The organism is Cupriavidus basilensis (assembly GCF_029335485.1).
GTDB classification, from domain to species: Bacteria; Pseudomonadota; Gammaproteobacteria; order Burkholderiales; family Burkholderiaceae; genus Cupriavidus; species Cupriavidus basilensis_E.
Window position 1 is genome coordinate 26,551 of the sequence record NZ_JARJLM010000676.1, and the last position, 12,195, is coordinate 38,745.

The window sequence follows — 12,195 nt, forward strand, 5'->3', positions numbered from 1 at the left end:
GGATTTTTCGTGGACCCCAAGGCAGAGCCCCCGATTCTCGTCATCTATGCCCATCCCAGGCCGCACCTGTCCCGGGTCAACCGTCCACTGGCGTCGGCGCTGGAAGCGCTGCCCCATGTAACCGTCCGCGATCTGTACCGTAGCTATACCGACTACGACATCGATGTCGTCGCGGAGCAGCTCGCGCTGGCGCGGGCGGGCACACTGGTGCTGCAGTTTCCGGTGCAGTGGTACAGCATGCCGGCCCTGCTCAAGCTGTGGGTGGACGAAGTCCTTGAGAGCGGCTGGGCCTACGGCCCTGGCGGCACGGCGTTACGGGGCAAGTCCCTGCTGGTGGTGGCCAGCACCGGCGGCCACGCGGACTCCTACGGACCCGACGGTACGCATGGCCACACGATCGAGGAGTACATGCTGCCGCTGGCGCAGACTGCCGTGCTGTGCGGGATGAGCTGGCTGCCGCCCCTGGTGCTGCATGACGCCGACCAGGTCGATGCCCAGGCCCTGGCTGACCATATCGGCCGGGTTTCCGGTGTGCTGAGCGGCGCCGCGGGCGCTGCCGCAAGCTGAGGGGCCGGCCATGGAACAACACGATTTCCTGGTGGCCCTGGTGGTCTTCCTGGTCGCGGCCGTGGTGGCGGTGCCGGTGGCGCGCCGCTTCGGCCTGGGCGCGGTGCTCGGTTATTTGCTGGCCGGCGTGGCGATCGGGCCCTGGGCCCTGCGGCTGGTCACCAACGTCGAATCCATCCTGCACTTTTCCGAGTTCGGCGTGGTGCTGATGATGTTTGTGATCGGCCTGGAACTGGAGCCCAAGAAACTGTGGGAGCTGCGCCGCGTGATATTTGGCTACGGCGGCGCGCAGATGGCTGCCTGCGCCTTGCTGATCGGCGGTGCCGCTGTGCTGGTCGGGGCACCCTGGCAAGTGGCGCTGGTGGCAGGCCTCGGCCTGGCGCTCTCGTCTACCGCGATCGCGCTGGCCACGCTGTCCGAGCGCAACCTGTTCGGCACGCCCGCGGGTGCCGCCGGCTTCGGCATCCTGCTGTTCCAGGACGTCGCCGCGATTCCGATGATCGCGTTGCTGCCCTTGCTGGCGGCCGGAGGCGCGGAGGCAGGGCCGCATGGCGCGGCGGGCTGGCTTGGGGCGGCCAAGGCGGTCGGCGTGATCGGCGCCGTGGTGGTGGGCGGGCGCTACCTGGTCCGCCCCGCGTTGCGCTTTATCGCCCGCACCGATATGCGCGAGATGTTCACGGCCTTCGCGCTGTTGCTGGTGGTGGGCATCGCCTTGATGATGGATGCGGTTGGGCTGTCGATGGCGCTGGGTACCTTCCTGGCCGGCGTGCTGCTGGCCGACTCCGAGTATCGCCATGCGCTCGAGGCCGACCTGGAGCCATTCAAGGGCTTGCTGCTGGGTCTCTTCTTCATGGCGGTCGGGATGTCGATCGACTTCGGCGTGCTGATGCAGGCGCCGGTGCAGGTCGCCGCCCTGGTGGTGGGCTTCGTGCTGCTGAAGACCGTGACGCTGGCCGTGCTGGCGCCGCGCTTCGGCATTGCGCGGGGCCAATGGCTGCTGTTCGCGCTGCTGATTTCGCAGGGCGGCGAATTTGCCTTCGTGGTGTTCGGCGTGGCGGGCGGCGCGGGATTGCTGCCGGAGCGTACCCAGGCCCTGCTGGTGCTGGTGGTAGCGCTCTCGATGGTGGCCACGCCGCTGCTCCTGCTCGCCTATGACCGCCTGGTGGCGCCACGGCTGGCCCGGCTGGCGCGGCGGCCGGACGACGTGATCGCGTCACAGGACAACCCCGTGCTGATCGCTGGTTTTGGCCGCTTCGGCCAGATCATCGGCCGGCTGCTATATGCCCAGGGCATCGGCGTCACCGTGCTGGACCATGACCCTGACCAGATCGAGTTCCTGCGCAAGTACGACTTCAAGGTCTTCTACGGCGACGCCACGCGCATGGACCTGCTGGAGTCCGCCGGTGCCGAGCGCGCCCGCATCCTGGTGGTGGCTATCGATGGCATGGAAGACAGCCTGGCACTGATCGACTGCGTGCGCGCGCGCTTCCCGCACCTGGAGATCTACGCGCGGGCCCGCCATGTGTCGCACGTCTACCAGCTCAAGGACCGCGGCGTGCATCTGTTCGAGCGTGAAGTGTTCGAAGGTTCGCTGTTGCTGGGACGGCGCGTGCTGGAAGGGCTGGGCTACGACCCGGTCCAGGCGCGCTCGGTGGCGCTCAGGTTCCGCCGCCACAACATCGCGGCGATCGAGCGTTTCTACCCGCACTACACCGACCAGAAGAAGCTGGTCTCGCTGGCGCGCCAGGCGCGCGACGAGCTGGAGGAGATGTTCCGCCAGGACCGGGACCAGCGCCGCCGGCGGGAAGAGGAGGACTGGTCCTGATCCCCAGCGCCTCAGCGCCGATCGCCGGCGCTATGCGGCATCGCGCGGCGGTACCGCGACGCCGGCACGCGCCCCCGGCAGCCCGCCCGCGAGCAGGTCGATCACCATCTCGGCGAAGTCCGCGTAGGACAGCTTGCCGCCCGGCTTGAGCCAGGTGAAAGTCCAGTTGATCATGCCGAACACGGTCATGGTCAGCGCAGCCTGGTTGTCGTGGGTGACGCGTTCCGGATAGGCGCGGCGCAGCTGGCGCGAGAAGGCGGCCACCACGTCGCGCTCGCGCTTGAGGATCTGGTCGCGCTGCTCTTCGGCCAGGAACTTGACGTCGTTGATGAGGGCGACGTGCCGGGTTTGCGAGGTTTCGTACTCGGCCAGGAAGGCACGGATCAGGTTGGCGAAGCTGTCCACCTCGCTGTGGCCCTGGCGCTCGGCCTCGGCTTCGACCTCCGTCACGATCAGCATCAGCCGGCGCGTGTAGCGGTCGAGCAGGTCGAACAGGATCGCTTCCTTGCTCTCGTAGTAGTGATAGAGGCGGGCCTTGGAGGTGCCGCAGGCGGCGGCCAGGTCGGCCATCGAGGTACTTGGATAACTGCTCGCGGCGAAGGCGGCGGCGGCCAGTTCCAGGATCTGCTCGCGCTGTGCCTCGAAATCGGGTGCCTTGGTTCGGGCCATGTAGACGTTCGCCTATTCGCCGCCGGAGGCCAGGTTGCGGCGCAGCTCGCAGGTCTGCAGCGAATCGGCATTGCCGCGCAGCACGAGCTGGCCGGCGCCGATCAGTTCCCGACAGCGCCAGAACACGAACCAGTCGCTGGCCAGCAGGCCCTCGATCGCGCCCATCACAGCGCCCACCACCTGCGCGGCTGGCGCCCACTCCAGCGGGGCGCGTTCCAGGATCACTTCATCCACCGTGTGATAGGCCGCGGGCACCAGCGTATTGCCTTTCCACAAGCGCACGTCGGCGTTCTCCTTGACGTTCTGCTGCCACTCGTAGCCCAGGCGGCCCAGACGCAGTACCGAGACCGGTGCGATGGTGGAGAAGCGGCGCGCCAGGCGGGCCGCGGGGTACATGCCGATGGCAGCCAGATTGCCGCGCGCGGGGACTTCCAGCTCGCGCAGATCCATGGCGACTTCGTTGATGCGCTGGGGCGACTGGTAGAGGTGGAATACCACCCGGCGCAGCATCAGCTGGTCGGATGCGCTCTGGCCATGCCAGATGGCGACCTCCAGTTCGTCCTTGCGCAGCCCGTGCAGCTGGTCGAGCGCCTGGTGCATTTCGGCGGCGAAGTCGATATCGCTGTGGGGCGCCACGCGCTGCCAGAAGCCGGAGCGGATGAGTCCGCTGCTGTCGACGTCGGCAAGCGGCCCGACGGCGAGATCGTCGCGCAGCACGACGACCGGGTCGGGCCGGGCGGCCTGGGCGAGGGCTTGTCGCAGCGTGTTGCCCGCTACGTCACCGTTGACGACATGGATGTATTGCATGGGCGTGATTGTATATGGATGCGAAGGGCCTCAGGCCTCAAACGCAGGGGCCGTGGCGGAGCGGCTCATCCACCGGACTGCGTCGTGCGCGTTCCGTCCATGCTGCGAGCCCTTGGGAGCGCTTCCATTGTAATGTTCTCCCAAGGCCCCATGGCGCTTCGGCGAGCGGCAGCGCTTGCCGCAGACCCGGCGCCGCATGGCGAGAGGAAATTGTCGGCATATTCGCGGTCTTATATAGAAAGAGGCTCCCTGCCTGAACCGGGCAGGGTGGCCGGATAGCTCGCCCGCCCTGGTGCGGTTCGCGCGGGAATGGATCCCGATGGATCACTGCGCGACGCCCTTTCCATCGCTCGGAAAGGCAGTCGCCCAGTCGTGGGGCGTTATGAATGGAGGCAATCATGCCGCATGCTCGCCTTGGGCGTGCCGGCGCCCGGGGGGGGCGCCGGCTTGCCATCTTCGCGCTATTGGCGCTGTCCGCAATCCAGGTGCCGCTTGCCGCGGCCAATGAACTCAGCATGGTCCGGCAAGCCTTTGTGCGGCAGGTATCCCGCCATCTGAGCCTGCCGGCCGCCGTCGCCACGCGGTACGCCGATCTGCTGGCCTCGGCGCTGCAGGCCGGCGGCCAGGAAGCAGACGCCGGCGACTGGGCGGTGCTGGTTGACCGCAACCCGCGCGTCCAGGCGGCCATGCTGTTCGCGCGAACCGATGAGCGCGCACCCTGGCAATGGGTCGGCGCCACCCCCGTATCGACGGGCAAGCCAGGGGCATTCAACCACTTCATCACGCCTGTCGGCGTGTTCGCCCACAGCATGGAGAACCTCGATTTCCGTGCCGAAGGTACCTACAACGAGAACGGGATCCGCGGCTATGGCGTCAGCGGCATGCGCGTCTATGACTTCGGCTGGGTCGATGCCCGGCGTGGCTGGGGCAAGGGCGGGGAGAGCCAGATGCGCCTGCAGATGCACGCAACCGACCCCGCCCGGCTGGAGCCGCGCCTCGGCCGCCCGGCTTCCAAGGGGTGCGTGCGGATTCCAGCCACGCTCAACCGCCTGCTCGACCACTACGGTCTGATCGATGCGGATTATCTGGCCGCGGCCGGACGCGGCGACTCGCTCTGGATCCTTGCGCGTGATCGCACCCCCGTGGCCCGGCCGGGCCGCTACCTGGTAATCGTCGACTCGGGTGCGCGCGCTCCGGACTCCCCGCTGTCCCAGTGATCCGGCGTGCTGCTCCCGCAGCGCTGGGGGAAGTAGCGTAGCGGCAACTTTGCGCTGAGGCGAGTAGTATCGATGCTGGCGGATAGCAATGGCGCTTCCGTCACTATCCCTGTTTTCCCTGGAGCAAACAGCAATGACGGATGCGGCATACAAGAAGATCGTGGTGGCGGTGGATGGCAGCGCAACGTCCGACCTGGCGCTGACCGAGGCAATCCGGGTCGCCGGTCCCGGCGACGCGGAAGTGCTCGCCCTGTATGTTGTTGATAACGGCCAGATCCTGTTCGATGCCGGCTACTACGACCCGACACCGGTGCTGCAGGCCCTGGCCGACAGTGGTGAGCGGGCTCTGGCCAAGGCCGCGCAGCGGCTTGCCGCGCAAGGCGTGCGTCATCAGACGCGGCTGGTCAGGCAGCAGACCGTGGCGGGCGATATAGCCGGATCCGTCAATGAAGTCGTGAGCGATTGGGGCGCGGACCTGATCGTGATCGGCACCCATGGTCGGCGCGGCGTGCGCAGGCTGGTGCTGGGCAGCGTGGCCGAATCCGTGCTTCGCCAAGCCAGCGTACCGGTGCTGCTGGTACGCGGGAAGGCAATGGAAGCTTGATCCCGGTGGGCGGCGCAGGTTTGCGAGAGCACGGCTGCCGGGCTCCTGGCATCCAGTCCTGCGCGCACTTGGCGGCGTTCAGGCGGCGAAGCGGATATGGCCGCTGCGCAGCAGGATTTCACGCGCCTGGGTCAGCTCGAACAGGTCTTCGGCAATGCGCTCGATGCGCTGCCGGTGGCTGGTGAACGCTCGCACCAGGTCTTCCTTGCGCGTCGACATGGCACCGAAATGCGTTTCGAGCGCCTCTGCCGTAATCGAATACAGCGTTGGTTCGCCGTTGACGGTGGCAGGGCAGGACAGGGTCAGGCTGGCCGCGCAATAGGTGGGAACGCTGCGGGGAAAGGAGATTTCGGGCATGGCGTGCCTCACACCGGTCGCTGAGGGATGACACCATTCTAGGTGATCGCGCCGATCCGTGAAGCCGCTGGACGCCTTGCCATTGACGCCGCTCAACCGGGCTGCGGCAAGCGGCGGTGGCTGGCGGCCTTGCGCTGGCCGGCGGCCAGCCGGCGTATCGAGGCCACGGCGGCGTGGGCCGTGCCGGCCTGGGCGGTGGCAAAGGCAGCCTGTTCGGCCAGGAACCTGTCCAATGGCGAGGCGGCCTCGGCATACGGCTCGCCCGGGCTGGCCGCCACGGCGCTGGCGCCAGGGTGCGTGGCCAGCTCGGATAGCAGCGCCGCCAGGGCCTGCAGTACCGCCAACGTGGCAGGGGCCGGCAGGCCCGTGTCCGCCTCGGCCGCAAGTCCGGCGCGTACCAGGCCCGCCAGCGCGGCCATGCGCCGCACGGTCAGGTGCAGCTGGACATACTCCGCAGCCAGCTCCGGCGCCAGTTCTGCGGTGCCTTGTTGCAAAGTGTGCTCGGCACGGGTCGAGGTGCGTCCGGCCGCTACCCGCAGCGTCTCCATTCGCGCAGGCGTGGGAGCCGGTGAGCGGGTTGGCGAGGCCGTGAACGCACCGGCGCCGGCAAAAGCCGCCCGCAGATAGACCGCGTTCGCCGCGACCGCGTCCAGGCTATGGCGGTAGACGCGCGACAGTTCGGCGCGCGGTGCCAGCACATAATAGCTAGCCAGGGCGATCAGGCAGCCCAGTGCCGTATCGATGCCGCGCAGCGCGGCAAAGTGGCTGCTGTTCGCTGCCGGCGCGCCAACCCAGGAGAACAGGATCACGGCCGGCGTCAGGCACAGGGCAAAGGCGCCGGGGCTGCCGGCCAGGCGGCCGATATAGGCCGCGGCCAGGCAGGCCGCGCTGATCGCCAGCGCGAACGGTGCGGGCGGGTGGGCCAGGCCGATTGCGCACGCCAGCAGGGCGCCGGCCAGCGAGCCGGCGAAGCGCTGGAACGAAATGCTGCGCGTGGTCTGCAGTTGGGGGCTCAGCACCATGATGACGGTGACCGCGACCCAATAACCGTGGTCTACCTTCCATAGTTGCGCTGGCATCAGGCTCAGACTGCCCGCCAGTGCGAGCCGCACCGCATGGCGGGCCACGCGGGCGTCGCGTGCGGCGTGCTCGGACATGGCGGCACGCCAGCGCTGCCATGTCTGCCGGAAGGAGCGGCGTGGCCAGCGGTGTTCGCTGCGCCAGTCGCTGAAGCCCGGATACCGTGCCAGGGTGCCCAGGGCGGCCTGGTACAAAGCCGGTGCGTCTGCATTGGCCAGGGGTGCGTGCAGACGCCGCAACTCATGGGCCAGAGCCGCGCAAAGCGACGGCAGGTCCGGGGCATGATGCGCCAGTGCCTCGCCAACCTGGACCCGGATATCGGCAACGCAGCGTTGCAAGTGATGCAGCGGCAGCTTCCGAGCCGAGTGGTTGTCGTTCTCTTCCATGCCATCGCTCCGGCTGGCGGACATGCCGTCGGCGCGGCTGCGCAGCTCCGCGGTGACGATCAGCAATGCGAACATTGCATCGGCCAGGCTCACCACATAGGCATAGTGCATCAGGCCCAGCGGGTCGCGCAGGCTGTGCCTCGCATGGATTGCCTGGCGCGCAGCCTCGATACGCTCCCGGATCTCGCGCTTGCTGGCGGTGGCGTCGTCCACGGCGTCGGTGCCGGCCAATGCGGTGGCGAAGCGCAGCAATGCGTCGAACACCGACAGGATTTCAGCGCGTGGGCGCGCGTCGCGCTCGGAAGGAATCAGGGCCAGGCTCAGCAGGCAGGCAAAAACGCCGCCAAGCAGGAACTCCTGGCTGCTCGCAAGGATGCGCATGGCCAGCGTGGCGTCTCCAGCCGGTTGCAGGCACGCGGCGATCAGTACCACATAGAGCAGCTTGGCCGACAGGGCGGCGACATTCCCCCGCGTTTCCGCCAGGCCGGCGGCCATTCCAGCCACCAGCACGACCGCCAGCGCGGCCCATGGCGTGGTAGCCACGGCCGCACCCAGGGCGCAGGCCGCAGCGCCCCCGATACCCACCGAGCCCAGCGCGGCCAGGCGCTCGCCGGCAGTGCCGCGGCGGTCGGCCAGGCAAGTCCAGATCGATGCGGTTGCTGCCCACAGATACCCCGGCTGCCCGGTAAGCCATCCCATGCTGGCCAGGGCCAGGAACGAGAAAGCGTAGACCAGGCCTCGCTGTAGCATCAGTGCGTCGGGGCGGGGCAAGCGCAGCGCGGAAATCATGTCGAAAAAAGAGGGTGGGCGCCCGAAGCATGGATTTTTCGTACTAGGCGCCGGGATGGGCTGACTCTACGGGATCGGATGCTGCGATGCAACATAACGCGGAAAAATCCGCGTTTCACCCCGCCTCGGTGCAGTCGCGCGTTCCTCTGGTGCGTGAATGGAGCCCCTTTGGTGCGACCGCGACGAGTGCCCGTCAGCCAGGCCGGAGTCCAATCCAGCAATGGCAAACCGAGGTTAACGGCAAAAAACGGGCAAAAAAAACCCGCGCAGTTTCGTGCGCGGGTTGGAATCCACCGAGGTGGTGGAGGAGACAGACTCCACTATATATGATTTGTTGCGACGCACCAAGCCGCTTGTGGGCCAAGCGTGTCTGACTTCACAAACATGTTGCATGCGCGCAACACCTTAACGGTTCAATACACGGAAGGCGGGGTCTTCTGGCTTCTCTGGCTCGTTTTCATCGCGTGTGGCGCGCCCATTTCAGCGGAAGAACAGGTAGGCAATCGCTACTGCGCCACATAAGCCGGCCAGGTCCGCGAACAAGGCGCAGGCCAGTGCATGCCGCGTATTGCGGATATTGACGCTGCCGAAATACACCGCCAGCACGTAGAAGGTGGTTTCGGTCGATCCCTGGATGATGGCGGCCAGCTTGCCCTGGAAGGACTCGACGCCGTACGTGGTCATTACGTCGATCATCAGCCCGCGAGCGCCCGCGCCCGACAGGATCTTCATCAGCCCCACCGGCAGTGCGGGTACGAAGGCAGTGTCGAGTCCCAGCGAGGCGAAGCCAGCCGTGAGGCATTTCATCAGGACATCCATGCATCCGGTGACGCGGAACAACCCGATCGCCACCAGGATGGCGACCAGGTAAGGAATGATCTGCACCGCGACGCCGAAGCCCTCCTTGGCTCCGTCGACAAAGGCATCGTAGACGTTCACGCCCCGCACGGCGCCGCAAACCAGGAAGACTACGATCAAGGTCAGGATGAAGCCGCTGCCGGCCAGTGCCGTGGCAGTGCTTACCTGCTCAGGCGGCGCATGCCGCAGCCACAGGAAGAGGGCTGTGACGGTGGCCGACAGCAGGCCGAGTGTGCCCAGTACCGCCGGCTTGAGCAGATTGAGCCGCTGCGCCCACGCCACCGCCAGCAAGCCCGCCACGCAAGAGATGCAAGTAGCGAGCAGGGTGGGCAGGAAAATGTCGGCCGCATTGAATCCGACCAGCCCCTGCTTGACGGCGATGGCCTGCCGCATCGCGATCACCGAGGTCGGGATCAGGGTCAGGCCGGCCGTATTCAGCACAATGAACATGATCTGCGCGTTGCTAGCCGTGTCGGGGCTGGGATTCAGCGACTGCAGCTCCCGCATGGCGTTCAGCCCGAGCGGCGTGGCGGCATTGTCGAGCCCCAGCATATTTGCCGACACATTCATCATCATCGCCCCTTGCGCCGGATGCCCTTGCGGCACGCCCGGGAAAAAGTGGCGCAGCAGCGGATTGACCGCGCGTGCGAAGGTGTCGACCACGCCGGCGCGTTCGCCAATCCGCATGATGCCGAGCCACAGGCTCATCACGCCTGCCAGGCCCAGGGAAATCTCGAAGGCCGTGCGTGCGTTGTCGAACAGGCTTGCCAGCATCGCCGGAAACACAGTGGTATCTCCCATCGCCAGGCGGATGCAGGCGACGACGAAAGCGAGCAGGAAGAAAGAAAGCCAGACCAGGTTGAGTGCCATCGGCGAATAGCGGGAGGGGTTCGAGGCGGGGATGATGCGGGCCCTCGCATCATAGCGTGAGCCGTCGCTCGAACTGCCGCTGGCCTGGAGGCCAGGGCTGCTGGTACACGAAGCCGGCGCGGGTGATCGGTGTTACGCAAAAACGGCGGTTCGTCGGTATACAATGCGGACAATACCGCTGCGCCCGAGATCCTTACGGGATGGCGCGATGGTTCCCGATTCCTTGATGACCGTCCGCGAAGGCGCGTACGCGCACCTTGCCCGAAGACGGCGTTTTTGCCGACTGAAGCCAGAACCTATGTCCGACGCCACTGGTACCGAACACGCTCTTCCTGGTTCGGACTCTCCCGGCGCCAGCCTTGGCGCCCAGCACTCCCCCTTGTTCGCGCTGGTCACAGACACCCTGCGAGAGCGCATCCTGGGCGGGCAGTACAAGCAGGGCGACCGCCTGGTCGAGAACAAGTTGTCCACGGAACTGGGTGTGTCACGCATCCCGGTGCGGGAAGCACTGCGCGCGCTCGCTGCGGAGGGTCTGGTCCGCATCGAGCCGAGGCGAGGCGCTTCGGTGGCAACGCTATCGCCCAATATCGCGAAGGAAATGGTCGAAGTGCGGGCCACGCTGGAAGGTCTGAATGCCAAGCTGGCTGCCCAGCGCCGGGATCCAGCCTTGGTCGCGGAGCTGAATGAAGTGCTGCGCCAAGGCACCGAGGCCGCGGCAAGCGGTCGTTCGGACCGCTTTATCGAGCTGAATTCCCGCTTCCATGAAGTGCTGGGCAATATCGCCGCCAACAGCGTGCTGCAGGATATGGTGCGCACGCTACGGGAGCGCACGGGTTTGCTGTTCGCTCCGGCGAATGTGACGCGCGCCCGGCAGAACTGGGAAGAGCATGCGCAGATTCTGCAAGCAGTTATTGCAGGCGATGCCGATCTGGCCGCGCTGCTGGCTACCCGCCACGTCTATAGTGCGGCAAAGGCGGCAGAAGAGATGGCCGCGGGCGAGGCCAGCGCGGTGAAGGGCGACGGGCCGGGCGATGCGGCCAAGCGCGGCAATAGCGCCGTGAGCGCCGGCTAGTCGGTGCACATCGATCGCCGTGTTGCGGTATTTGGTATACGAACACCGCGCTTTTTCCCTTTGTACCGCGATCGATAGCCGGATTCGGTTTTGTGCCTTATTCCACAAGGCCCGAAGCGCAGGCGCGAGGCTCGTTTCTGCACCGCATTGGGGTGGATGCCGCCCCAGTATGACGCAGTGCACCAATATTCGGTATACTAACAGTCCTGTTGAACCACAATCGGGATTGACCATGGACTACCCGGCGCCTTCCTATTTCCGGCAGTCGGTTGGTGAGCAGTTGCTTACCCACTACGCCCAGCGCGACGCCGTGCGCCGCTCCACTCCGCTTCTTCCCGTTCAGTGGGCCGGCCTGCGCGCCTTGTTTCGCCGTTCCTGCGCGCGCGGGCACAAGGCTGTCTGACCTCTACGGAGTGATTGCCGCCCCGCGTGCCTCCAGCAAGGCGCGCAGGATAGAGCGGTGGCACCGCTCCTCCTGCTCGCAATAACAGCCCAGCGAGAAATTCGTCTGCCGGGACATTGCGGCCAGCAGGTCGAGCGTCCGGCTCGCATCCGGTCGGGCCATCTCTGCCCGAAAGTGCCGCTCGAACGCGCGCCAGGCTTTCTCGCTTCCTTCGCCTTGTATGGCAAGTGCCTCCGCGACCAGCTCGGCGGACGGCGATAGATTCGGAAACCACACATCGTAAAAGTCACGGGTGGCGAATTCTGCCTTTGGTACGCCGCGCGGCGGTCTGCGTACGGTGCCGATACGGATGCCTTCGTTTGGCGCCCTGGCTGAGCCCAGTCGGACGATGCGGATGCTCATGCAAACTCCTCCTTTCCTTATATATAGATAGAACATGGACGTGTCCGGCTCGCCGGCGCGCGTGTCCGTATATATTGCAGCGACGGAGCCGTCGCTGGCGAGCGATCTCCTGCGGGGATGGTGTTCCTGCGTATGTGGAGAGGTCGTTGGCAGAAGCGAGGGTTGGGCGATGCAGGTGACCGGGATTGCCGAATGCACTGGATCTGCCGCTAATGCGTGATTTGTGTGGCTTATAGGTTACTTTTTGGCTGCATCAAAATCATTCCCGAAAAGCCTTGCCAGGACCGGC

General features: G+C 66.4%; 12 protein-coding genes. 6 read left to right on the plus strand and 6 right to left on the minus strand.

Translation table 11 applies throughout. The annotated features are described in order from the left end of the window. Nucleotides 1-9: 9 nt before the first annotated feature. Complete coding sequence (locus tag P3W85_RS41540) at nt 10-567, plus strand: NAD(P)H-dependent oxidoreductase (protein ID WP_017224044.1); 558 nt, start codon at nt 10-12, stop codon at nt 565-567. A 10-nt stretch (nt 568-577) separates the two neighbouring features. Next, nucleotides 578-2,392 (plus strand): glutathione-regulated potassium-efflux system protein KefC, encoded by a 1,815-nt coding sequence (gene kefC / locus P3W85_RS41545; protein WP_276269103.1) that lies wholly within the window; start codon nt 578-580, stop codon nt 2,390-2,392. A 30-nt stretch (nt 2,393-2,422) separates the two neighbouring features. Here the strand turns inward: kefC and P3W85_RS41550 are convergent, their stop codons facing one another. Both P3W85_RS41550 and P3W85_RS41555 read right to left on the minus strand, forming a co-directional pair. Beyond that, nucleotides 2,423-3,061: a TetR/AcrR family transcriptional regulator gene (locus P3W85_RS41550; protein ID WP_017224042.1), complete on the minus strand. Its 639-nt coding sequence runs from the start codon at nt 3,059-3,061 to the stop codon at nt 2,423-2,425. Nucleotides 3,062-3,073: 12 nt separating this feature from the next. Then, nucleotides 3,074-3,868: a DUF1835 domain-containing protein gene (locus tag P3W85_RS41555; RefSeq protein ID WP_017224041.1), complete on the minus strand. Its 795-nt coding sequence runs from the start codon at nt 3,866-3,868 to the stop codon at nt 3,074-3,076. Between the two features lie 398 nt (nt 3,869-4,266). On the opposite strand from P3W85_RS41555, the gene P3W85_RS41560 reads away from it, so the two are divergent. Together P3W85_RS41560 and P3W85_RS41565 are read left to right on the plus strand one after the other, a co-directional pair. Then, on the plus strand, nt 4,267-5,085 hold the full coding sequence (locus tag P3W85_RS41560; protein ID WP_276269104.1) for a L,D-transpeptidase: 819 nt from the start codon (nt 4,267-4,269) through the stop codon (nt 5,083-5,085). Nucleotides 5,086-5,218: 133 nt separating this feature from the next. Beyond that, complete coding sequence (locus tag P3W85_RS41565; protein WP_017224039.1) at nt 5,219-5,689, plus strand: universal stress protein; 471 nt, start codon at nt 5,219-5,221, stop codon at nt 5,687-5,689. Between the two features lie 78 nt (nt 5,690-5,767). On the opposite strand, the gene P3W85_RS41570 is transcribed toward P3W85_RS41565, so the two are convergent. From P3W85_RS41570 to P3W85_RS41580, 3 genes are all read right to left on the minus strand, one after another. Then, the gene (locus P3W85_RS41570) at nt 5,768-6,046 is read right to left on the minus strand and encodes a DUF1488 domain-containing protein (RefSeq protein ID WP_017224038.1); all 279 of its coding nucleotides are present in this window, start codon (nt 6,044-6,046) and stop codon (nt 5,768-5,770) included. A 92-nt stretch (nt 6,047-6,138) separates the two neighbouring features. Next, on the minus strand, nt 6,139-8,262 hold the full coding sequence (locus tag P3W85_RS41575) for an FUSC family protein (RefSeq protein ID WP_276269105.1): 2,124 nt from the start codon (nt 8,260-8,262) through the stop codon (nt 6,139-6,141). Nucleotides 8,263-8,781: 519 nt separating this feature from the next. Then, nucleotides 8,782-10,029, minus strand: coding sequence for a nucleoside recognition domain-containing protein (locus P3W85_RS41580; RefSeq protein ID WP_276269106.1), 1,248 nt, complete (start codon nt 10,027-10,029; stop codon nt 8,782-8,784). 298 nt (nt 10,030-10,327) lie between these two features. Here P3W85_RS41580 and P3W85_RS41585 point away from each other — a divergent pair, with 298 nt between their 5' ends. Beyond that, a complete protein-coding gene (locus P3W85_RS41585; RefSeq protein ID WP_276269107.1) occupies nt 10,328-11,101 on the plus strand; it encodes a GntR family transcriptional regulator in 774 nt (257 codons plus the stop codon). A 232-nt stretch (nt 11,102-11,333) separates the two neighbouring features. Next, nucleotides 11,334-11,504, plus strand: coding sequence for a hypothetical protein (locus tag P3W85_RS41590; RefSeq protein ID WP_276269108.1), 171 nt, complete (start codon nt 11,334-11,336; stop codon nt 11,502-11,504). A 3-nt stretch (nt 11,505-11,507) separates the two neighbouring features. On the opposite strand, the gene P3W85_RS41595 is transcribed toward P3W85_RS41590, so the two are convergent. Continuing rightward, nucleotides 11,508-11,906 (minus strand): DUF488 domain-containing protein, encoded by a 399-nt coding sequence (locus P3W85_RS41595; RefSeq protein ID WP_017230792.1) that lies wholly within the window; start codon nt 11,904-11,906, stop codon nt 11,508-11,510. Nucleotides 11,907-12,195 lie beyond the last annotated feature (289 nt).

Bases quoted from the DNA above. Each gene is read 5' to 3' on its own strand.
- kefC (WP_276269103.1), top strand. From the start codon at position 578: ATGGAACAACACGATTTCCTGGTGGCCCTGGTGGTCTTCCTGGTCGCG.
- P3W85_RS41550 (WP_017224042.1), bottom strand. From the start codon at position 3,061: ATGGCCCGAACCAAGGCACCCGATTTCGAGGCACAGCGCGAGCAGATC.
- P3W85_RS41555 (WP_017224041.1), bottom strand. From the start codon at position 3,868: ATGCAATACATCCATGTCGTCAACGGTGACGTAGCGGGCAACACGCTG.
- P3W85_RS41560 (WP_276269104.1), top strand. From the start codon at position 4,267: ATGCCGCATGCTCGCCTTGGGCGTGCCGGCGCCCGGGGGGGGCGCCGG.
- P3W85_RS41565 (WP_017224039.1), top strand. From the start codon at position 5,219: ATGACGGATGCGGCATACAAGAAGATCGTGGTGGCGGTGGATGGCAGC.
- P3W85_RS41570 (WP_017224038.1), bottom strand. From the start codon at position 6,046: ATGCCCGAAATCTCCTTTCCCCGCAGCGTTCCCACCTATTGCGCGGCC.
- P3W85_RS41575 (WP_276269105.1), bottom strand. From the start codon at position 8,262: ATGCTACAGCGAGGCCTGGTCTACGCTTTCTCGTTCCTGGCCCTGGCC.
- P3W85_RS41580 (WP_276269106.1), bottom strand. From the start codon at position 10,029: ATGGCACTCAACCTGGTCTGGCTTTCTTTCTTCCTGCTCGCTTTCGTC.
- P3W85_RS41585 (WP_276269107.1), top strand. From the start codon at position 10,328: ATGTCCGACGCCACTGGTACCGAACACGCTCTTCCTGGTTCGGACTCT.
- P3W85_RS41590 (WP_276269108.1), top strand. From the start codon at position 11,334: ATGGACTACCCGGCGCCTTCCTATTTCCGGCAGTCGGTTGGTGAGCAG.
- P3W85_RS41595 (WP_017230792.1), bottom strand. From the start codon at position 11,906: ATGAGCATCCGCATCGTCCGACTGGGCTCAGCCAGGGCGCCAAACGAA.